This window comes from Moritella sp., from assembly GCF_013215705.1.
Classification (GTDB): domain Bacteria; phylum Pseudomonadota; class Gammaproteobacteria; order Enterobacterales; family Moritellaceae; genus Moritella.
On sequence record NZ_JABSQR010000024.1, the window covers coordinates 1 to 22,254 of the forward strand.

General features: G+C 41.8%; 16 protein-coding genes. 15 read left to right on the forward strand and 1 reads right to left on the reverse strand.

Going from position 1 to position 22,254, the window contains the following annotated elements:
• Positions 1-209: 209 nt before the first annotated feature.
• Positions 210-2,144 (reverse strand): serine/threonine-protein kinase, encoded by a 1,935-nt coding sequence (locus HRT96_RS15515; protein WP_293158577.1) that lies wholly within the window; start codon positions 2,142-2,144, stop codon positions 210-212.
• A 649-nt stretch (positions 2,145-2,793) separates the two neighbouring features.
• On the opposite strand from HRT96_RS15515, the gene tagH reads away from it, so the two are divergent.
• From tagH to tssG, 15 genes are all read left to right on the forward strand, one after another.
• On the forward strand, positions 2,794-4,170 hold the full coding sequence (gene tagH, locus HRT96_RS15520; protein WP_293158579.1) for a type VI secretion system-associated FHA domain protein TagH: 1,377 nt from the start codon (positions 2,794-2,796) through the stop codon (positions 4,168-4,170).
• Between the two features lie 3 nt (positions 4,171-4,173).
• On the forward strand, positions 4,174-4,752 hold the full coding sequence (gene tssJ / locus HRT96_RS15525; RefSeq protein WP_293158581.1) for a type VI secretion system lipoprotein TssJ: 579 nt from the start codon (positions 4,174-4,176) through the stop codon (positions 4,750-4,752).
• A gap of 53 nt (positions 4,753-4,805) precedes the next feature.
• Positions 4,806-6,143, forward strand: a complete 1,338-nt coding sequence (tssK, locus tag HRT96_RS15530; protein ID WP_293158583.1) for a type VI secretion system baseplate subunit TssK — start codon at positions 4,806-4,808, stop codon at positions 6,141-6,143.
• 98 nt (positions 6,144-6,241) lie between these two features.
• On the forward strand, positions 6,242-7,600 hold the full coding sequence (gene tssL, locus HRT96_RS15535) for a type VI secretion system protein TssL, long form (RefSeq protein WP_293158585.1): 1,359 nt from the start codon (positions 6,242-6,244) through the stop codon (positions 7,598-7,600).
• 5 nt (positions 7,601-7,605) lie between these two features.
• Positions 7,606-11,157: a type VI secretion system membrane subunit TssM gene (gene tssM, locus HRT96_RS15540; protein WP_293158587.1), complete on the forward strand. Its 3,552-nt coding sequence runs from the start codon at positions 7,606-7,608 to the stop codon at positions 11,155-11,157.
• Positions 11,139-11,894, forward strand: a complete 756-nt coding sequence (tagF, locus tag HRT96_RS15545; RefSeq protein WP_293158589.1) for a type VI secretion system-associated protein TagF — start codon at positions 11,139-11,141, stop codon at positions 11,892-11,894. Before tssM ends, tagF begins: the two co-directional genes overlap by 19 nt.
• Before the next feature lie 14 nt (positions 11,895-11,908).
• Entirely contained in the window at positions 11,909-12,694 is a 786-nt protein-coding gene (locus HRT96_RS15550) for a protein phosphatase 2C domain-containing protein (protein WP_293158591.1), read from the forward strand.
• 49 nt (positions 12,695-12,743) lie between these two features.
• The gene (tssA, locus tag HRT96_RS15555) at positions 12,744-13,946 is read left to right on the forward strand and encodes a type VI secretion system protein TssA (RefSeq protein WP_293158593.1); all 1,203 of its coding nucleotides are present in this window, start codon (positions 12,744-12,746) and stop codon (positions 13,944-13,946) included.
• Positions 13,947-14,074: 128 nt separating this feature from the next.
• Positions 14,075-14,581 carry a type VI secretion system contractile sheath small subunit gene (gene tssB / locus HRT96_RS15560; protein ID WP_006033259.1) on the forward strand — a complete coding sequence of 169 codons (507 nt, stop codon included), beginning with the start codon at positions 14,075-14,077 and terminating at the stop codon, positions 14,579-14,581.
• Positions 14,581-16,068 (forward strand): type VI secretion system contractile sheath large subunit, encoded by a 1,488-nt coding sequence (tssC, locus tag HRT96_RS15565; RefSeq protein WP_293158595.1) that lies wholly within the window; start codon positions 14,581-14,583, stop codon positions 16,066-16,068. The genes tssB and tssC (HRT96_RS15565) overlap by 1 nt, the downstream gene beginning before the upstream one ends.
• 81 nt (positions 16,069-16,149) lie before the next feature.
• Positions 16,150-17,844 (forward strand): type VI secretion system contractile sheath large subunit, encoded by a 1,695-nt coding sequence (tssC, locus tag HRT96_RS15570; protein ID WP_293158597.1) that lies wholly within the window; start codon positions 16,150-16,152, stop codon positions 17,842-17,844.
• Between the two features lie 115 nt (positions 17,845-17,959).
• The gene (locus HRT96_RS15575) at positions 17,960-18,781 is read left to right on the forward strand and encodes a type VI secretion system accessory protein TagJ (RefSeq protein WP_293158599.1); all 822 of its coding nucleotides are present in this window, start codon (positions 17,960-17,962) and stop codon (positions 18,779-18,781) included.
• Positions 18,781-19,272: a type VI secretion system baseplate subunit TssE gene (gene tssE, locus HRT96_RS15580; RefSeq protein WP_293137720.1), complete on the forward strand. Its 492-nt coding sequence runs from the start codon at positions 18,781-18,783 to the stop codon at positions 19,270-19,272. Before HRT96_RS15575 ends, tssE begins: the two co-directional genes overlap by 1 nt.
• 75 nt (positions 19,273-19,347) lie before the next feature.
• Positions 19,348-21,183: a type VI secretion system baseplate subunit TssF gene (gene tssF / locus HRT96_RS15585; RefSeq protein ID WP_293158601.1), complete on the forward strand. Its 1,836-nt coding sequence runs from the start codon at positions 19,348-19,350 to the stop codon at positions 21,181-21,183.
• Between the two features lie 15 nt (positions 21,184-21,198).
• Complete coding sequence (gene tssG / locus HRT96_RS15590) at positions 21,199-22,176, forward strand: type VI secretion system baseplate subunit TssG (RefSeq protein WP_293158603.1); 978 nt, start codon at positions 21,199-21,201, stop codon at positions 22,174-22,176.
• Positions 22,177-22,254 lie beyond the last annotated feature (78 nt).

The window sequence follows — 22,254 nt, forward strand, 5'->3', positions numbered from 1 at the left end:
AAAAGGCCGCTTAGTGAACAAAATTAGTCCTTGTATACACTGTCGGAAAAATTATGGTCGCGCGCTAAATGACGGAACGATGGGAACGAGTCATTTACATAAAGATGGTCGTGAGTATTTACCTACAGGGGAACTTGATAACCTCGCTGCTGGTTAACGAGCATGCCCCTGTATAAAATACCACATATTGGTTTTCTGGTTTTCTGCATTTAAATTAAATCTGCTTGTCCCTTATCTGCTTTGGTAAACAAACTTTCCGCTTTTTTAATCACTCTTGGGTCTGATTTTATTTTACCTGTCACGATCAGTTTTAAGTAACGATTGGCTAAGTCTCGACGTAGTTTGATTAACGGTTTAAAGTTTACTGGCAAATATTGATTATATTTAATCTGTTGCATATAAATACGATCCAGTGATTTTTGATTTTTCGCATTTTTGATTGCGCCAGTCCAATCATCAAATCTGTCTTGGTAAAATATTTCCGCCGCATCGAAAGGAAATTCTCCGCTTTGTTCTGATACTTGATAGTCAGTGAGCGTGTTAATTGCAGATATTAACTCGGGCTGTGTTAATAAGGTTTGTAGCTCAGGTACCGAATCTTTAAATAGCAGCTCTCCAGGGGCAAGCAGGGTGTTAATTTGACGGTAATTATAATCGCTTACAGCAGTTTGTAGCTGTTTAGCATATAAACTGATGGCTTGCTCGGACGGGATAATTTTGTAATCCGCATCAACTTGTTTAATATCCTGCTCTAGGGTAAATAGATCCATGCCATCGCTATCAGGTTTATAATTGGCCTGTAATAACCGTTGCTCAATATTAGCGACCAGGATTGATCGGGCTGATTCTCTTTGACCTTGCACATACCGCTCTATATCGGTGAGCTTGACCGAGTCAGGATACAGCGTCATTGTCTCTGCGATTAACGCTGACATGTGGTAGAAATCTGGATAACGTGAGTTTGGATCCTGCATAATGCGGTTTACCTTGGCAATATGATAATCGATCACCTCATCACGTTTTTGGCGCAAAACACCGGCTTTAATGGTCAAGGTTTTAGTATCTAAATCAGCTAATGAATTCATAAATACTTCAACACTTGACTTAACTAAACCGTCCACACTGGATATATGCGCTTGCTGCGTGATTTGCTGTTTAGTGATCACATTTTCCATATAATAAAAATAACCAACAGAACCTAATACGGTGAGTAACGGCAAGACAGTTGAAAACACCGGGAACGGTTTGCGGGCTAGTTTAGCTTGCCACTGTTGGATGCTGACTGGACGTTCTGCATTTTTTAGTGCCAGTGCTGAACGCAACATGGCCCAATTCTTACTACTCAGTTTAGTTAACTTTTTAGCGGTGATCTTATCAGTAATGGCTTGATCTGCCGGCTTACGCAAATACGGGTGTTTACTTGACAGTAATTCATAAAATATACAACCGAGTGAAAACAAATCATCACTTTCTGATGGTTGCTGACCCTGCAGTAACTCGGCACTGGCATACGCCGGTGTATATCCACTTAATGCGTTATGATGTTCAACATTATCACCGGCAAATTTATCGGCATGATCCTGCAGTACGCGTGCGACACCAAAATCAAAAACCTTAATATCACCATTGCGGGTATGCATGATATTGGCAGGTTTTAAATCTGTGTGCACGATGCCATTTTTGTGTGCAAACTTAAGTGCATTAGCGACTTGCGAAATGATTTTTTCAGCACCTTTATACGTCAGACCTTTGGGTTTTGACCGGGAAATAACTTGATCAAGGGTTTCACCATCCAGCCACTCCATAATGATAAAGCACAGTTTATCTTCTTTATCGACATCATAAACACGAATGATATTAGGGTGGGAGAGCGCCATGGTTTTATGTGCTTCTCTAAACAGTAACTGCTGTGCTTCTTTGTTTTTAGTATATTGTGGTTGCAGGACTTTTATCGCTACGTAAGGATCATCAACGCCCGCTTTGCTTAATAGTAAGTCTTTGGCTTTATATATATCACTCATACCGCCAGAACCAATATGTGCTTCTAACTCATAACGGTCTTTTAATATTCGTCCTGTAAGCGTAGCTGTATCAACTTCGTCTTTTGAACTAGTGCTATCTAATAGCGTTTTATCTTGTACCACACTACACTCCTTGTTCTGTTTGAATAACGTAATTTATATAAAGTACTAGTTCCGTCTAGCACTTTGGTATTGAATTTTGTTTTTTATTGAATTTAATACTTTAGTTAACTTTCATATTAATAGTTAAAATTTATTGTTTATCATTGTTGTTTACTATGCTGTTTATCAATTGCGATGCAACGGTTATGCTGTTTTTACATTAATGTTCTAAATATGTTGGTAAGAACAGGTTTGCAGGTTAAGTTGTTGTTACTTATCAACTTTACGTCTTAGTTGTTAGCTGTCCATATAGGTTTAAAGCACCACTAAAGAGATTTTATATAAATACCATTTGACGACTTATATAAACACTCTTTTGTTATTGGATATTAATTAGTTTAATTTTGGTAACGTCAATCAGCATACACATTTATTTGTCGGAAATAGTATTAAATGTAGTATTAGATATCTGTTTATTTTGTAAATGTAGCGGATTCACTTGTTTGACTTGACTGCACATATTTGGTTTTATAGTTGTAACAGTATGTATTTGGATATGAATATATATTTCATATAAATAGTATTGCTATGAAGTTTCAAGATGATTTCATAAATAGGTTTAGCAGGATATTTATTTAGTGTTAACAATAGATAAGTCAAGGAATGACAAATGGGACTGTTTTTATCTGTAATTAGCTATCAACAATTATCACCAAATTTACAAGCTAACTTTACCCTTGAAGGTGCTTCAGCCGTGATTGGCCGTTCAGATGCCAGTGATTGGGTGCTACCAGATGGCGATAAAATATTATCTGGCTGCCACGCCGAACTCACGTTAGTGATGGATAAATATTATATTACCGACGTATCGACCAATGGTGTGTTCATCAACGAGTCCACAAAACCGCTTGGTAAAGGCAATCGACACGCGTTGACCACTGGTGAGCAGATTATACTGGGTGAGTACGTTATTGAAGTGGTTATCGAATCTGCATTATCTGACGATAACCAAACTTCCGCTCATTTAGAACCTAACCAACAAGTGTCTAGCTTTTCTTCTTTTACTTCATCGTCGATGCCTCAGACCGATCGCGAGATAAATATACCATCAGTGCCTCATCACAGCCTCAGTGATCCATTTTTAGAAGGCAGTGAGATGGACGACAGTTTAGTTCTAGAGAGTAATTTTATCCCTGATGATTGGAATTGGGATCAAGAAGGTCAGACCCCAGACGTTCAAAAAATGCTAAATAATCCGCAAATCGACGCAGCGAAACTATTACCGACCAAAACTTTACCGACAAAAACTTTACCGTCAGAAATAGCACCGACAAAAGCAGTCTCGGCAAAAATAACACCGAAACAAACAGTTGCTGTTGACGCCAATAACAGTAGCAACCGCCGCCGTAATACAGACAAGGTGATTGAATCACCTCAGGTGGCAGCTAAACCGAACAAACCAACCGTTGCAAATACTGACAACATGATGGCATTGCTGAAAGGTCTAGGTATCGACAAGTCACCAGTTGATGGCGATGAAGAATGGTGGTTTGACCTAGGCGCATCAATGCGAACCATTAATGAAGAACTTATGTCATCACTGCGAGAGCGCGCTGCATTCAAGAATAAATTTCGTGTAAACCACACCATGTTTCAAATTAAAGAAAATAACCCGTTTAAATTTTCTGCTTCTGTAGATGATTTATTTCGTAATTTATACCTACGTAGTAACGGCAGTTTCATGTCGACGAACAAAGCCATCACAGAAGCTTTTGGGGATTTACGCCAGCATGAACAAAGTATGCGTGCGGGTCTAGAAGGTGCCGTGGTTGGTATCTTAGATCAATTAGCGCCAGACAATATGCAGGAAGAGCAGGGCGAACAAGGCTTTTTTGCGAAATTTAATCGTAGTAATAAAGAGCAGAAGCTGTGGCGTCACTTTATTGAAATGCATGAAGATATCCGTAACGAGATCACCGTTAACCGCGAAAGTATTCTTTCCGATGCGTTTGTTCGGGCTTATGAAAATAAACAGAAACAGGGATAACAGATGCTGAGTAATCAACCTTCTTTATTTAAAATCCAACTTATTAATACAGGTAAATACATGAACCTATCTAATCGTAATCGTAATCGCAACCGGAATATTAACCTTAACTTTAATCGTTTTAACCGCATTATCTTTATGTGTTTGGCATTGTTAACCGTAACGAGTATCTCAGGCTGTTCGATGATGAACTTTTTTGTTACGCCATCGACAACATTGAATTTTGTTGCGTCTAAAAATTTAAACCCGGACATGGAAACACGCCCGTCACCTGTAGTAGTGAAGGTGTTTGAGCTGGCAAGTCGTGGGCCAATTGAAACAGCTGATTTCTTTAGTTTGTATTCTGATTATGAACAGATCTTAGGACCTGAGTTACTGAACAAAGAAGAGTTGGTATTTAATCCTGGTCAACGATTGACTTACACACGTGAGCTCAACAAAAATACCCGCTTTATTGCGGTGTTAGTTGCCTATCAAGATATTGAAAATTCACGCTGGCGTGATGTCATTGCGGTAGACCCTAAATCTTATGACGATTTTAGCGTATACCTAGAAAAACTCAGCGTATTTATACGTGATTAATCATCCTTTTGTTTTAGTTGCGAAGATCCGCCCGTTTATGAGTGATAACCGTTATGAGTGATTACAGCAAAGTTGCATGGAGTGAGGGTATGTTCCTTCGCCCACAACATTTTCAACAGCAAGATCGTTATCATAGTTATGTGCAACGACGTTTGTTACAAACATCGGGATCGCACCAATGGGGCGTAGTTGACCTTTGCATTGATGATGATTTATTAGGGTTAGGACGATTCGCACTGACTGACTTTGAAGGCATCTTTAATGATGGTACCCACATTAAAATGCCATCACAGGCCACATTGCCATCGCCGTTATTGATCCCGCCGGGCACGATAGATTGTAATATTGTGTTAGCGCTGGCCATTGATAAAAGCACTGGACTTAACATCATCAGTAGTGATGACGACGGTGTTATTGCCCGCTATTTAAACGTGTACAAGGATGTTATTGATACATCATTAGAGAGTCTGCCTGTTGAATCCATTGCTATGGCGAAGTTAAGTGCAGAATTGAAACTGGCTAATCAAGATTTAACCGGTTATGTCACGGTACCAATCGCACGGGTGATTAATGTCAGCGATGCTGGTGATATCAAGCTGGATAAAAAGTTTATTGCCCCTTGCCTGAGTATCGGTTCGGCGAGCCACTTGGTTGATTACTTAAATGAAGTGACAGGTATGGTCGGGCAACGCGCTGAAGCCATTGCCGCACGTTTAACCAAAGGACAAGGGCAGGGGCAAGCATCGACAGTTGCAGATTACATGATGCTGCAGTTTTTAAATCGCATAGAGCCTTTGTTGATGCATCACATACAGCAACGCACTCTGCATCCCGAACGCCTTTTTGAGTTGTTTATCTCGATTTCAGGTGAACTGTCAACCTTTTACAGTGAAACCAAAAGGGCTGCCAAAATGCCTGTGTATCAGCATGATCACTTGGCAGCAACGTTTGGCAGTAGCATGTCGTTGTTGACGCAAACACTGAGTGTGGTGGTCGATCATACTGCCGTAGCCTTAGTCTTAACGCAGAAGAAATTTGGCATTTATGTGGCACAACTTGCCGATAAATCACTATTAGAAAACAGTATTTTAGTATTGGCTGTAAAAGCCAATATGGCGGTACAGGATATAACTAAAAACTTACCAGGACAGATAAAAATTGGGCCGGTTGAAATGATCCGAGATCTGGTCAATGTTCAGCTTCCTGGGATCAGCGTAACCGCGTTACCAGTTGCTCCAAGGCAGATCCCTTATCACGCTGGCAGTTTTTATTTTCAACTCGATAGTAGTAGTGAATATTGGCACAAATTAAAAAATAGTGGCGGTATCGCTATTCATTTATCTGGCCAATTTCCAGGACTCGCAATGGAATTGTGGTCGATAAAGCAATAACGATCAGACGTTATTAAGAGTTATCAGGAATTATTAGGAATTATTTTGACAGTGATGATTAACATGGACCGTTTAGTAGTAAGCAGGGATAGATTAGTATGAGCGAAAAAACGATATTTAAACCCAGACCTGGAGGACGCAGTCAACCTGCGCCTGCAGCGCCTCGTTCTACGGCGAATGGCAATGTGGTGCCTAAACCTGGGATTGCCGCGGCAGAGGAAAATACTTTATTTGTGCACCCCCAAAATAAAGCGCTTAATCAGACGATCCTAACCATAGGTGCTAATCCACTGATTGAGCATGCCGGTTTGATATTATCCTTGATCAATCAGATTAAAGTGAATATTGAGTATGAAAAAGTGGATGTGTTACACGGGCAATGCGTGGGCATGGTGGATAAATATGAACGCCAACTACACGCACTAAAATACGACAATAAATTGAGTGGTAAAACAGAAACGACGGACAACAAACTGATTGATGCGGCTAAGTTTTGTGTTTGCGCATTTATTGATGAAACAGTGATGACAATGCCTTGGGGACGGAATAGTGCATGGGCGCAAAACTCACTGCAAAGCCATTTTTATCACCAAACATTTGGTGGTGAACATTTCTATACGCTGTTGGATGAGTCTGTTGCCAATATGGTCGAAATGGCTGATATCGTTGAATTACAATATCTTTGTTTATCATTAGGTTATCAAGGTAAATATCGGGTAACGAAAAATGCGGATCAGTTAATCGAATCACTACGTGACAAGCTCGGGCTGGCATTGAAAAATCATCACGGACGTAAAGAAAAGCGTTTATCGGATAATTTACAAGTGATCGAAGTGGGTGGTGAAAAATCTAAATTTGAACTGCCGATTTGGGTGACAGCCTCTATCGCGGGTGCATTACTGGTGGCCAGTTTTATTGGTTTACGTTTAGAAGTGAATGAACAAGCAGATCTAGTCTATCAGCAAGTACTGGATCTGGTTGATCGTCAGCCTGAAGTGTCTGCAGCCGTGAGTGCTAGTTCATTAACGTTAAAATTAGAACAGTTATTACAAACTGAAATTATGCGTAATATTGTCGTTGTTCGAGAATTGTCAGATCGTATCCGGATCCGGATAACCAGCTCAGACCTATTTGCCAGTGGCAGCGACCAAATTAATCCGGCATATCAACCTATCATACGTAAAATAGCGCGCACGCTAGAATCCACTCAAGGGCAGATCTTAATTACCGGCCATACCGACAAACAACAAATTATCTCGAGTCGCTATCCTTCTAATTGGCACTTATCACTGGCTCGTGCCACAAGCATTGCAGATGTGTTAGCCAAAGACACCCGTTTAGGTGGCAGGTTATTACCGGAAGGTCGAGGTTCATCCGAACCATTAGCTGTAGAAACCACGTTTAGTCAAGATCAGCATGCGTTAAATCGCCGTGTTGAAATCGATATTTTGAGGTAGTAAAGATGTCTTTTAAACAACGTATGTCCAAGTTATTAGCGTTATTTACGTTAAAAACACTGTTTATTGTTATTGGTATTGTTGCCATTGTCGTTTGCGTTTGGTTAGCGGGTCCGTTAATTGCGATTGACGGTGTCACACCACTCGCCAGTGCCCAAAATCGGTTCGCTTTTTTAGCGATATTATTACTGCTCTGGATCATGAGCCTAGTGGTGAAAAAGATCATCGTTAAACGTCAAAATGATAAGTTAGCGCGCGAGATGATCAAAGGTCAAGGCAATGAGAGTGATGACATAGCTGCTGACCAAGACATTTCAGCTATTGAAGACAAGCTTAAACAAGCAATTAGTATTTTACGTACCGCAAAATTGAGCAAGGGTAAAAGTATTTATCAGTTGCCTTGGTACGTGCTTATCGGGCCTCCTGGTTCAGGTAAAACCACCGCACTGCAACAGTCGGGTTTACAGTTTCCGTTGCAGAAAGAAATGGGGGTTAATGCGTTAGCTGGTATTGCGGGTACACGCCATTGTGATTGGTGGTTTACTGACAAAGCGGTGCTGATTGATACCGCTGGGCGTTATACCACGCAAGACAGCAGAAGTACGACGGATTCAAGGGCGTGGTTTGGATTTTTAGGATTATTAAGACGTTACCGCGCCAAGCAACCGATTAACGGTGCGTTAATTTCAATGAGCCTAGCAGATTTATTAACCTGCACACAAACAGAGCGTAACTTACATGCGCGGGCCATTAAACAACGTATCCAAGAATTACAGAATCAACTTAACATGACATTTCCAATCTATGTCATCTTTACGAAAGCCGATCTTGTTGCCGGGTTTAATGAATACTTTGCTGAACTGAGTGAAGAAGAGCGCGAACAGGCTTGGGGTTTTACCCTGCCGATGGAAAATAGCGAAGATACCCAAGGGGTGGTGTCTCTGTTTAACAAAGAGTTTTATCAACTTATTGTCAAGATTAACGAAGGCATGCTGCAGCGTTTAAATGGGGAACGCGATCCGAAAGTACGTGCGCTTATTTATGAATTCCCGAAACAGTTACGTATGTTGCAAAGCGCAGCTGATGATTTCTTAAAAGAGATATTTGCGCCCAATGCATTTGAAAAACTTCCCCTGCTGCGTGGTGTGTTTATCGCCAGTGGTCATCAAGCTGGCGATCCAATTGATCGCGTCAGCAGTCAGATGGCGAGTGGCTTTGGGTTAAAACCAAGTACCCCTCTAACCGCGAATAATAATGAACCAAAAGGCTTTTTCCTTAAATCGGTATTAAACGATATTATTTTTGCAGAGCAGAATATTGCCAGTATTAATACCGAACATGCCCGTCAAAATCGTTGGTTACGCCGCACTGCCATTACCTCTATATGTGTTTCTTCTGTGGTGCTCGGTGCTAGCTGGTGGGCGAGTGCAAACTGGAACCAAACGCTTTCGGCACAGATCAGTGAGGATGTTGCAGCATTCAAGCAGAATGCCAATGGTGGATTAACAATAACCAGTGATTTAATTACCCTTGCCAATGGCTTAACTATCTTGCGTAATTTACCTACCGGTTATGTCGGTAATTTACCCGAAGGTTGGCCGAATCATCTTGGATTATACCAAGGCGATCGCTTGGCGCAGGCGACGAACGAAGTATATCAGCGTGCTTTACAGCGCTATTTATTGTCGTATGTATCTCGGTCACTGGTGAGTGATATGGCCAACAATAAAACCCATATTGATTATCTATATGAAACCTTGAAGACATACTTAATGTTATTTGAGCGTGATTATTACAATGCTGAGCAGATCAAATCCTGGTTTTCATTCCACCTAGAAAATAATATTCCTGGTGAGGTAAATAAAGAGATGCGTTTAGCGCTTAATGAACATTTAGAAGTATTGTTAAACAACAACGCGATACAAGCTGAGTACAATGCACTAGCGGTTAGTGATGCCCGAGATATTCTCCTCGCCGTGCCTTTAGCTGACCGTGCGTTCGCCCGCATTGAGCAAAAAGCCAAACAAAATCAGTTAGCTGATTTTAAACTGACGAATATGTTACCAAATGAAAGTATTGGCTTATTTTATCGCCACAGTGGTGAGCCGATGAATAAACCAATTCCAGCGTTATTCACCTATGAAGGCTTTTATAAGGTGTTCTTAACTGAGCATAAACAAATCATCCAAGTATTAACCAAAGATAGCTGGGTGTATGGCGATGAAGTGAAAGGCATGGGTGATGATGTAGAAGATCAGGTGATTAAGCAGGTTAAAGAGCGCTACTTTAAAGAGTACAGTTATTACTGGCGTGATTTGATTGATGATATCGCCTTGAAAACATTTGCTACCGCATCGCAGGGTGCTTATATCACTAAGATCTTAACCAGTCCTGAACAGCCAATACAAAAACTGTTAACGGCGATCCAAGACAATATCGAGTTAACCAAGTTACCGGCTTCCGAAGCGGTTGGTAAAGCGGGTAAGTTAGCAGGTGCCATTGCGGCTCACAAAATGCCAAGTGCAACTAACCGTTTTAAACAATATATGCCAAGAGACGTCAGTATCGATGTGGCATTACCTGGCGAATCGGTTGAAAAAGTATTCCCGGAAATTTTGGCACTTGAAGATACTGAAGTATTACAAATTCAGACGCAAATGAAAAAGGTACATGCATTATTGGCGCAGCTTAATCGTGGCCAAACCAGCGGTGACAAGATTGTTAACCAGCATGTTAATTTAACACAAGCAGGCGAGCCAATTGCCGAACTGGATAAATTGGTTGAGGATTTACCAAGTCCCTTTGCCGCTATGATCAAAGGTGTGATTGACAGCACTACAAAAATCTCATTGCAAAGTGCACGTTATCATCTCAATGATGTGTGGCAGGGCACGGTATATAACGAATACAAAAAACGTATACGTGGTCGTTACCCGTTTAAGCGTAGTGCGCAAAATGAAGTCAGGATCCGAGATTTCTCTCGTTTCTTTAGCCCACAAGGCACGATGTCTAAATACTTTGAAACCTACATTAAACCGCATGTACGTATGGGAGCCAATCGCTGGACCTTTAAAAACAACATAGGGTTAAGTAATGAGTCGTTAAAAGTGTTCCGTAGTTGGCAGAAGATCAAGAATGACTTTTTTGAATCTGGTAGCAGTACACCTGAAGTCGAGTTTGCGTTGAAAGCCAATTATCTAGACCGTGATATGCAGCAAATTAAAGTGCAAATTGATGATCAAAATTTTGTCTATCGTCATGATCCAATTCGAGTGACTGAGTATCGCTGGCCAGGTTCGGCAAACTTTTCCCAAATGCGGGTGATATTTACACCGGCCAATTACATGCGCACGGTAGAGAAGTCATACGAAGGTGATTGGGCGTGGTTCCGCTTCCTCGATGACATCGTTGCTGATCGACCAAAAACATTAACAGATAATATGCTTGAAATTAAAGTTCAGGGTCATACTGCTAGGATCCAATTGATCGCTGGCAGTGCTTCGAACCCATTTAAAACGCGTGAATTGGAGGCGTTCTCATGTCCAGCCAAGCTGTAATAGACGAACAATCAATGAATAGTACCAATATGAACACTAAAACCATCGATATCATCACGGGTTACTGTGGCAAAATTCCCAGCTTGGGGGACTTTGTCAGCCTAGGCTTGGATCCCAACTTAGAACAATCGTGGAATGAATGGGTGCAGGCTGCGCTGGCGGTAAGTCGTGAAAAGCTACAAGGACAATGGTTGGATAATTATCTAACCTCGCCAATATGGCACTTTGCGGTGAGTGGTGGGGTGTGTTCAGACCGTAGTTTTGCAGGCACCTTGATCCCGAGTGTGGATAATGTCGGACGTTATTATCCATTTACCTTGTTCTACCAAGCGGATATTGACCCGCTACAATTTTGGCAGGAACAAGCGTTTTTTCAGCAAAATGAGCAACCGTTATTGTCAATATTAGACGATGAGTGTGTGTTGTTAAATTGGTATAAAAAGTTGACGCCGTTGAGTTTAGATGTCACGCCGATCACCCCCTACAAACAAACATTGTTATCGCCAAATAGCCACCAGCCAAACTGGTTGCTGTCAGCCGCTGGCGAGCAAATTGGTGGGTTCGGCAGTGATCAATTAGGGTTGTTACAGCAAACCTTAAATCAGCAATTTAACCGTTATAGTATTTGGTGGACAGCGGGCTCTGACAAGATCGATCCTTGTACATTGATTTTTTCTGGAATGCCAAGTGCAGCGACGTATGCTGGCATGCTTGATGGCAATTGGACTCGGTCTTAACTGGAGGTAATAAGATGTTAACTGATATAGCGTTAAAATCTTTTGGTCAGAGTCATGTTGGCGCAGTACGGAAAATAAACGAAGACAGTTTATTGGAGTACCCAGAGCAAAATATCTGGGTTGTCGCTGATGGTATGGGTGGGCATGAAGCGGGTGATGTGGCCAGTCAAATGCTGATTGACACTATTAATACGTATATTAATGAGCATGCGTATCATGGCATTACGATTAACGTGTTGAAGCAAGCGATACTGACTGCAAACGAAAAAATCATTGCTTATAGTCATAGCCAATTGGCAGGGAAAACCGCCGGTTCAACGATAGTATTGTTATGGATTGATGGACACACTGCACATTGGTTATGGGCTGGTGATAGCCGTGGTTATCGTTTTTACCATCAGGATTTAAAACAAGTTACGCGTGATCATTCCCATGTCAATGAACTGGTTGACCAAGGTGTGCTGAGTGCTGAAGAAGCCGAAAAGCACCCGATGGGAAATGTGATAACACGTGCGATAGGGGTGGTTGAAGATATCGATGTCGACCATATTTCCCATCCTATTGTCGAAGGCGAAATGCTATTGCTGTGCAGCGATGGCTTAACGGGTGAACTATCGGATGCCAGTATCGCGGAGCAGTTACAGCAGCAAAACGTTATAAATGCAGGTTCATCGCTAATGCACGCCGCGTTAGGCAAAGGTGCCAAGGATAATGTGACCTTAATATTAGTGTCGGTATCGAAGCAGAGCCAGATCGAAAGCTTTAAAGATGATGATCTTACCGTACCGTTATTTAGTTAAACCTTGGTTTTTAACATGTAGCTTTAACCTGTAACTACGGATGTAATAAATGTCAGTATTAAACCCACAAATTATTGAAGATATAGCGCGGCCAATTAACGGTGAATTACCGTGTGGTGTCGATCCGCGTTCAGACACCTCGCCGCTGTCGCAATATTATCGGTTGAAGGAAGTGCGAACCCGTACCAGAGCGGATGAACGCAGTGCGTTAATTGGTATTGATAGCGACGAAACGATGAATGACTTTGTCCGTGAATGGAGTCCAATTAAAGACGAGATCCCGCAGATACTCGCACAGGAAACCAAAGATCTTGAGTATTGCGCCTGGCTCATTGAAGCGTTATGCCGTACCGATGGTTTTGCCGGGTTAACTCTCGGCTTTACATTGGCGCATCAACTGATCAGTCAGTTTTGGGACGGTTTATATCCGAGCCCTGATGAAGATGGTTTAGAAACTCGCATTGCACCGTTACTTGGCCTTAATGGTTTTGAAGGGGAAGGGGTGTTGTTAATGCCTATTCTATCCATTCCTTTGGTTGAAACTGGATCCGGTGAACGGTTTGCAGCTTGGCAAATTGAACAAGCAAGTCAATTAAATAGTCTGAGTGCGGATAAACAAAAAGCCAAAATTGCCAACGGTGCTATCTCATTAAAACAGATTAAAGAAGCGTTAAACGAAGTCAGCGATGATGAGTTGGTTAGTTTAAAAAACGATATTGCTGAGGCAATTATGGCCTTCCGTCTGCTGGCCAACAAAATGGATGAAGTCATGTCGGGTGATGCGCAACCGACATCGAAAATAACGGAGAAGTTACAACATTGCGAAAGCATCTTTACCTTCATTACCTTAGAACGTTTTAACGTCATTAATGCAGAAGCCGCTGTAGAGGCCGCTGTAGAGGCCTCTGTTGCTGAACAAGTAGCTGAAGACGCCGTCGAACTAAACGGCGCAAGTCATAGCTCAAATCATAGTTCAGGCGCATCAGTACCGCTTAAGTCTGTTAATGGCTATGATTTCATGCAAATGGATCAATCGTTAAATAATCGCCACGAAGCCATTAAAGCATTACATAAAATTGAACAGTATTTTCGGACTACTGAGCCGCACTCGCCAATTTCATATGCGATTGCGCAAGCGATACGCTGGAGTGAACTTAGTTTACCGGAGTTACTGGCAGAATTAGTGAGCGACCCTAGTGCGAGAACCGATTATTTCAAACTCACCGGCATAACCCAAGGTGAAGAGACATAACATTAAGGGCTATTAGTCGTAAATAGAATAAATTAGCAATAAATACGACCAATTAGAAGTAAACAACGAACAGTAAATACCAATAACCAAATAATGATTATCATTAGAGCTTAATTTAAGGAATAGCTATGGAAAGCGTACAATCAAAATTATCACGAGTACGTACCCCACGGGTACATATTACGTATGATGTTGAAACGGGTGGTGCAATTGCCAAAAAGGAATTACCTTTTGTTGTTGGCATCATGGGTGACTTTGCCGGTGAAAACAAAACGTCATTGAAACCGTTGAAAGACCGTCGTTTTGTGCAAGTTGATCGAGACAACTTTGATGATGTATTAAAACGTATGAATCCGAAGTTAGAATTTAAAGTTGATAACACGCTGACCGATGAAGACGGCCTAGAAATGAGTGTTAACCTTGAATTTAATTCGTTGGCGGACTTTGAACCTGCTGCTGTCGTAAACCAAGTTGAACCATTGCGTAAATTAATGGAAACACGTAACAAGTTAAGAGACTTGATGACCAAAGTAGATCGCTCTGAAGAACTTGAAGATATTCTCGAAAAAGTATTAAGCAACAGTGCTGATTTAGAGCAGTTAGCGAGTGAACTAGACCTTGGGGAGAAAGCATAATGTCTGATATTGCAGCAGCACAAGAACTCGAGTCGACCGAAGTACAAGTATCGATACTTGACCAAGTCATTGGCGCCACTAAGCAAACTGAAATATCGCGCTCACAAGAACTGATCAAAACGTTAACCGAAGAAGCGTTAAATGGCACTGTTAGCTGGAATAAGAATCTAACCGTTACCTTCAATGAATCGATTGCAGCACTTGATGCCAAAATTTCTAAGCAGTTAGCTAAAATCATGCATCATGACAAATTCCAAAAATTGGAAGGTTCGTGGCGTGGTGTGCATACGTTGGTGAGCAGTTCAGATACGGGCGGTTCGTTAAAGTTACGTTTGATCTCGGTCACTAAAAAAGAACTACATAAAGATTTAAGTAAAGCGGTGGAGTTTGATCAAAGCCAAATATTTAAAAAGGTTTATGAAGGTGAGTTTGGTATTGCTGGTGGTGAACCGTTTGGTGCAATTGTAGGTGACTATGAGTTTAGTAATCACCCCGAAGACATCGAAACGCTGTCATTGATGTCGAACGTATCAGCCTCTGGTTTCTGCCCGTTCTTATCCGCATCGGCACCTGAATTATTTGGTTTTGATTCTTGGAATGAAATGGATAAACCCCGTGATCTGAGCAAAGTGTTTGAGTCACTGGAATATACTAAATGGAATTCATTTCGAGAAAGTGCTGATTCACGCTTCGTGACACTGACTATGCCACGTGTTTTGGCGCGTTTACCTTATGGTGAAGCGACATCACCAGTTGAAGAGTTCCGTTACGAAGAGTTTGAATTAGCAGAAAACGGTCAATCGTCAACAGAAGCCGATCATGATGACTATTGCTGGTCAAATGCAGCGTATGCATTGGCATCTCGCCTTACTGAAGCATTTTCAAAATATGGGTTCTGTACTGCAATTCGTGGTGCTGAAGGCGGTGGTAAAGTAACAGGCTTGCCAACCCATACTTTCATTAGTAACGATGGCGATCCAACGCTTAAATGTCCAACCGAAATCGGTATTACCGACCGTCGTGAAGCGGAGTTAAGCAAACTCGGTTTCTTGCCTATTTGTCACTATAAAGATAAAGACTACGCGGTATTCTTTGGCGCGCAATCTTGCCAAAAAGCCGGTCAATATAACGATCCTGGTGCCCAAGCAAACGCCGCAATCTCAACGCGTTTACCTTATATTATGGCTACGTCACGCTTTGCGCATTACCTTAAGGTGATGGGCCGAGATAAAGTCGGTAGCTTTGCTGAAGCGAAAGACCTTGAAAATTGGTTAAACCGTTGGATCCTTGGTTTTGTTAATGCTTCTGAAGGTGGTGGTCAAGAAATTCGTGCGAAATATCCATTAGCTGATGCGAAAGTCACAGTGGCAGAAATTCCGGGTAAACCAGGTAGTTACAACGCTATCGCCTGGATGCGTCCGTGGTTACAAATGGAAGAATTAAGCACGTCGTTACGTCTTGTGGCTAAAATTCCAGAAGGTAATTAAGATCAATTCTTAGTAAGTTACTAAAAGTAGCAGGTATTGAATCTGCTACTTTAATTCAATGCATATTGTTAAGGGAGTAGCATGATGCAGCAAATCATTATCAACCAGTCCGAAACAATAGACGCTAAAACCTCGATGTCTTCTGTGGACAATAATATCGACAACAATACCGATAAAAGTAGCGACAATAGTACTGAAAACAGTACCGATAAAAATACCGACAGTAAGAACCAAACTAATAATGCTTTTGTATTGAATGCTGTGGATCTTTTACAGCAGGAATTCTTGCAACATATGGATGTTGAAGATGACCTCAGTATTGAAGAATTATTGGTTTGGCTCGTAGATAACGGCATGCAAACGCAGGGACATTTCAGGCAAGAACTGAATGCTACCTTGACTCGGTTGTTAACAGATCTAGATAAAATATTGAATAGGACGATGAACAACATTATTCATCATAATAAGTTTCAACGGCTTGAAGCAAGTTGGCGCGGTGTGCATTATCTGGTGCAGCAAGAGCAAGCCATTGATCGGGAAGAGTTGATTCAAGTTAGGATGCTAAGTATTTCGTGGCAAGAAATTTCGCGAGACTTTAGTCGCGCCATCGAATTTGATCAGAGTAATCTATACCGCCTTATTTACAGTAATGAATTCGGTCAAGCTGGTGGTCAGCCGTTTGGGTTATTACTCGGTGATTATCAGATCACTAATCGCATACAAGCGGGCAATTCATTGTCCGACATTGATATTCTACGTAATATGACGCAAGTCTCTGCAGCGGCTTTCGCGCCCTTTGTTGTCTCTGCTAGTCCGCAGTTTTTTGGGGTTAACAGCTTTGCTGAATTAGGCTTAGGAGTGGATATTGATAAACATTTCGAACAGCTAGAGTATATACAATGGCGTCGTTTGCGTGAAACTGAAGATGCCCGTTATCTTGGCCTTACCGTGCCGTATATGTTAATGCGCAGTCCTTATTTAGACGATGGCCGTTTTCATCATCAGTTTCGTTTTCGTGAACGTATTGAAAATTCCGAACAAGATAATTTATGGGGCAATATTGGCTATTCGTTTGCAGTGATATTGATGCGATCTTTTGCTAGTTCAAAATGGTTTGCGCAGATCCGCGGGGTTAATCAGGGTGAAATCAGTCGTGGGTTAGTTGACCAATTTCCGCATCACTATTTGGGGGCTGGATCATCACTGAGTATGAATTGTGACGTGTATAAACGTCGCAACCAAATACCCTTAAATATGTATGTAAGTGAACGGTTAGAAAAACAGTTTTCGGAAGCTGGTTTTATCCCGTTATCGGTGTTACAACACACCGACAAATTGGCCTTTTTTAGTAATTCTTCAGTGCAAAAAGCAGTAAATTATATACATAGTGGTGTGCAAGTGACAACGGATGCAAAAATCGCGCAGGTTAACGCACGACTCGCGACTATGCTGCAATATATTCTTTGTGTGTCACGGTTTGCCCATGCGATTAAAGTTATCGGCCGCGAAAAAGTGGGTAGTTATTTAACCGCGCAGCAGATCCAAGGTGATATTCAAAAATGGCTGCAGGGATATACGGCTGCCGCAGGCAGTGCTTCTGACGAAGTAAGGTCAAAGCGACCGCTGAGTGAAGCGCGAGTAGAAGTACACGAAGTGAAAGGCAAAACAGGTCATTTTTATTCAGTCATACACTTAAAACCCCATTTTCAATTAGATCAAATGGTGTCGTCGATCCGCTTAATTACGGAGTTGGCGAGTAGTGATGTCGCCGTATAGCAGGAAAGGAACTCTTTGTAGGGTTGGCTTATTCAACCAATATTAGACGTTAGGCATTAGAAGTTTAACTTTAAAGTTAAAAGCAAATTACATTCGCATGCATAAGGATATGAAGATGCAAGAGATAAAACAGTTAATTGAAGCTGGCAAGCTACAAGACGCAATTAGTCATTGCCAGGCAATATTAAAAAAACAACCGCTAGAAACCGATATCCGCAGTGCTTATATCGAGCTGTTATGTGTTAATGGCGAGTTAGATAAAGCCGATAAACAAATTAATTTGTTGCTGAGTCAAGCGCCTGATACGGCGATTGGTGGTAAAAATGTACAACAATTAATTCGTGCACAACAGTCTCGTGTTGATTTTTCACAAGGTGGTGCTACTGCTGAAGTGTTCAGTGACGTTGATGCCGAGCTTAAGGCGATTGTGGCATTGCAGGTTGCGATTAAAGACCAGAATAATGCCGATGTTGTCAGTCTGTGTGCCGCGTTAGAAAGTGCCCGTTATCAGTCGAGTCCGACCCAACCACGTGATCTTGATGATAGCCTCGCTGGTTATCTGGAAGTGCTGGGCACCAATGGCAAATTTTACTTAGTTAAATTTTCACAAATCAGTGTATTAGAATGGCAAGCGCCGACATCAATATTGGAACAAGTATGGCGTCGTGTGCATATTGACATTATCAACGGCGCCAGTGGCGATGCATTCATTCCGTTAACTTATCTTAATAGCCAATCTGATGCCGAAAAACTGGGCCGTGAAACCGATTGGCAAGCAATTAGTCAAGCTGCAGAGAACGAGCAGAGCATGTACCAAGGTGTGGGGCATAAAATGTTATTAATCGGTGAGTCCGCGCAGCAACTTGCTTATTTTACGCGTGATCTTGATGTTCAGGAAACGGATGTTGATACATCGCCACAAGCAGCGTTAGTTTAATGGCAGTCAACAATAAACAGCTTATCGAAGCATCATTATTAGATAAGCTGATTGATTTAGAACCCAATATTAGTAATGCCCAGGAAAAGCGTACCGGTATAACGGTGCGGGCATTACGCCGAGCAATGAAACGAGACTTAGAAAATTTATTAAATTCAAAGGTCAGGTGGATGAACTGGCCACTTTATTATCGTGAGCTGGATAATTCATTGTTTAACTATGGTTTACCTGATTTTTCGGGGGTGCCGGTAGGGACATTAGATGGCCGACTGGCATTATGCGCCAAAGTCAAAGACACCATTCTGCGTTTCGAACCGCGTATTATCGAAGTTAATGTTGAACCGATTGATGTTGATGATGATATTGACCGGTCTTTAAAGTTACGCATTGAAGCGCTGATGCACGCGGACCCACATCCTGAACTGATCAGTTTAGAATCTGAAATTGAACCGGTTTATCTGGGCATATCGGTCTCTGATAATTTGTATTAATTTTCCAATTTGTAATCGCAATGGCGGTATATACGTGTGTATTTATTGTGATTGCCATATCCATAGGCTGTATATATGAGTGATGATTTATTAAGTTATTATAATCGTGAGTTAAGTTACCTAAGACGTATGGGCGCTGACTATGCTAAAAAATATCCCAAAATAGCAGGTCGATTAAAGCTTGATGATGACTCAGTCGAAGATCCACATGTATCACGGTTGCTCGAAGGGGTATCGTTATTAACCGCACAAATTAGACAAAAACTCGATGATAGTTTTCCGGAATTAACCGATGCCTTGTTAGGGCAGCTGGCGCCTGATTATCAAGTAACTATTCCGTCGCTGGGTATTTGCCAACTTAATGTCAACGAGATTGTCAGCAATGGTAGCTTATTTGCAAAAGGCAGTCGTGTGGTTACTCATGTGGCCGGGTACAAGGCTTGTGAGTTTACCACTTGCTATGATACCGACGTTAAACCACTGACTATTGAAGATATACGCTTTAAAAATGCCCCTTTCAATGCGCCTGATTCGCCTTGGATCACTAAACCGCATTCGGTATTACAATTTAGCTTAAAGCATTTTGTGGCAGGTGATAATTTATCTATGGTTAATCCAGATAAATTACGCTTTTACCTTGGCGGGCAGCTGCAGCACGCATTTTTACTCTATACCCATTTATTCCAACATCTCATTGGTATTAGCATCAGTGCCAAAGATGATTTTAGTCACAGTAAAACGCTCGAAACGAGGCACCTTTCTACTGTCGGTTTTGACCATGACGCGTCCGTATTACCTTATGGCAAAAAATCATTTGATGGTTATCGCTTGTTAGTCGAGCAATTTGTGTTTCCACAGAAGTTTTTGTTTGTGGAATTAGTCGATTTATTATCTAAATTGACCCCGGAATACCATGATGAGGTGCAGTTTCATTTCTATTTTTCAGCGCCTTCATCAGAACTCGAATCAAACATTAATCACGATAGCTTGAAGTTAAACTGCACGCCGATAATTAATTGTTTCGAGCAGCAGTTAGAGCCCGTAATACTGAGCCCAAGTGTATATGAATATCGCATAGTAGCAGATAATCGTGACGAGTCATGCTCTGAAGTTGTCGCGATTACGGATGTCGCTTTGTATGACAGCGAGATGGACAAAACCATACTCGGGCCATTTTACAGCCAAAGTCATCCCAGCTATCAAGATGTGAGCCATTTTTGGGTGGCAAGACGTGAACATTCAGATTGGTCAGGCGGTGTAGCCCAAAAAGGTACCGAGTTATTTATCTCGGTTGTTGATCGGGAATTCAATAGTTTTACGGATGTAGCCGCAAATGGTAGCAGCCAACGGTTAAGTTTACATGGCCGTTGTTCTAATCGGAATTTACCGGTGCAGTTACCTTATGGCGGTGGTAACCCTGTTTTACATACCCCAACTGGTGGTCATATGGTACAAAGTGCAACCTGTATGACGCCATTTACCGCTGCGGTACGCCCTGAATTAGGTAAAGCCACGCGTTGGCAGTTATTACGTCTGGTGAGTCTTGATCATTTCTCCGGCAACGAGGGCCGCGATAAACTGTGTGACTTATTACACCTGTTTAACTTTGCTAATAATGCTGCCAGTAATACCCAGATCCAACATATTGACGCGTTAACCATTACGCCTGCGACAGCTAAGTTACAAGTACAAGGTCGAATGGGGCTGTGTTATGGCAGTGATATTAATTTAACCTTAAACCCTGCGGGTTTCCCGGACAATGATTTATTTTTCTTTGCCACGGTGCTCGATCGTTTCTTTGCTTTGTTTGCTGCGATCAATAGTTTCACCCGTCTTAAGGTCACTTGCCACGGTAGTACGCAGCTATATCATCAATGGCCTGCGCGTATTGGCGAACGAGCTTTGCTGTAAGAATAGGGACGATGTATGTTAGAAAAAGATTTAATGCAATTTCCGCATGATTATGATTTTTATCAAGCCGTTTATGCAGTGCAAAATCAAGCAAAACGGGCCGGACTTGATAATGGTGCCATTGGTCGTGATAATTTCCCCAGCCTTGAAGCGGTACGTTTTTCAGTTGCGCAGCAAGTTGGTTATGTAGGTGCTCCAATTAGCCAAGTGACCGAGGTCGCAGATAGCCATCAGTTAGATTTGGCGGTGACATTTTTAGGATTGACGGGGGTGAACGGGGCTCTGCCATTTCATTATACCGAAGCCATTCTGCAGCGAATGCGACATAAAGATCATGCATTACGTGATTTCTTCGATATGTTTAATAACCGCATCATTGCCTTGTATTATCGCAGTTGGGAAAAATATCGTTTTGCAATTGGTTATGAACAGAACGGCTGTAACCCCACCGATCCCATCAGCGTAGCGCTGAGTAATTTAACTGGCGCGGATGACGATTTAGAACTCTATTTTGCCAGTTATTTCAAACATGCCATTCGTAACGAAGCTAATTTACGCAATATGTTGCAAGAGATTGTGGCAGGTGATGTTGTCATTAAGACACTGCAAGGTCAGTGGATCAACATGGCGGATGATGAAGTCACCCGGTTATGTTCACGGCAACAACCTGAAGGTGCATTCGCCTGCTTAGGTGTTAATAGCATGGTTGGTGGCAAGATGTGGGACCTGAGTAGCAAGATTGATATAGTGTTAAAGCCAAGTGATGCGTCGGACTTTGACCAGCTAAAACCTAATTCAGCCAAACGTAAGATAATAGAAAACTTAGTCGCCAGATATCTTGGCCCCGCAATCAAAAGCAGCTTGAAAGTAGAGGCTGACTATGACGCCATCATCAAACCACGGTTAGGTGCTGTCGAAATGCAGTTGGGTTCTGGCGCTATGTTATTACATGATGAATCGCAAGGGAATCAGGCTCGTAAGGTGTGTTTATGAGCATCTACGTTCATGATCATTTAATAAAATAACGTACACTAATCAATGTTTTCATAAAACTACCACATTCATAACTTA

What these genes read in the sequence shown, in the direction of transcription:
- tagH (WP_293158579.1), top strand. Translation starts at nt 2,794, where the DNA reads ATGGGACTGTTTTTATCTGTAATTAGCTATCAACAATTATCACCAAAT.
- tssJ (WP_293158581.1), top strand. Translation starts at nt 4,174, where the DNA reads ATGCTGAGTAATCAACCTTCTTTATTTAAAATCCAACTTATTAATACA.
- tssK (WP_293158583.1), top strand. Translation starts at nt 4,806, where the DNA reads ATGAGTGATTACAGCAAAGTTGCATGGAGTGAGGGTATGTTCCTTCGC.
- tssL (WP_293158585.1), top strand. Translation starts at nt 6,242, where the DNA reads ATGAGCGAAAAAACGATATTTAAACCCAGACCTGGAGGACGCAGTCAA.
- tssM (WP_293158587.1), top strand. Translation starts at nt 7,606, where the DNA reads ATGTCTTTTAAACAACGTATGTCCAAGTTATTAGCGTTATTTACGTTA.
- tagF (WP_293158589.1), top strand. Translation starts at nt 11,139, where the DNA reads ATGTCCAGCCAAGCTGTAATAGACGAACAATCAATGAATAGTACCAAT.
- HRT96_RS15550 (WP_293158591.1), top strand. Translation starts at nt 11,909, where the DNA reads ATGTTAACTGATATAGCGTTAAAATCTTTTGGTCAGAGTCATGTTGGC.
- tssA (WP_293158593.1), top strand. Translation starts at nt 12,744, where the DNA reads ATGTCAGTATTAAACCCACAAATTATTGAAGATATAGCGCGGCCAATT.
- tssB (WP_006033259.1), top strand. Translation starts at nt 14,075, where the DNA reads ATGGAAAGCGTACAATCAAAATTATCACGAGTACGTACCCCACGGGTA.
- tssC (WP_293158595.1), top strand. Translation starts at nt 14,581, where the DNA reads ATGTCTGATATTGCAGCAGCACAAGAACTCGAGTCGACCGAAGTACAA.
- tssC (WP_293158597.1), top strand. Translation starts at nt 16,150, where the DNA reads ATGATGCAGCAAATCATTATCAACCAGTCCGAAACAATAGACGCTAAA.
- HRT96_RS15575 (WP_293158599.1), top strand. Translation starts at nt 17,960, where the DNA reads ATGCAAGAGATAAAACAGTTAATTGAAGCTGGCAAGCTACAAGACGCA.
- tssE (WP_293137720.1), top strand. Translation starts at nt 18,781, where the DNA reads ATGGCAGTCAACAATAAACAGCTTATCGAAGCATCATTATTAGATAAG.
- tssF (WP_293158601.1), top strand. Translation starts at nt 19,348, where the DNA reads ATGAGTGATGATTTATTAAGTTATTATAATCGTGAGTTAAGTTACCTA.
- tssG (WP_293158603.1), top strand. Translation starts at nt 21,199, where the DNA reads ATGTTAGAAAAAGATTTAATGCAATTTCCGCATGATTATGATTTTTAT.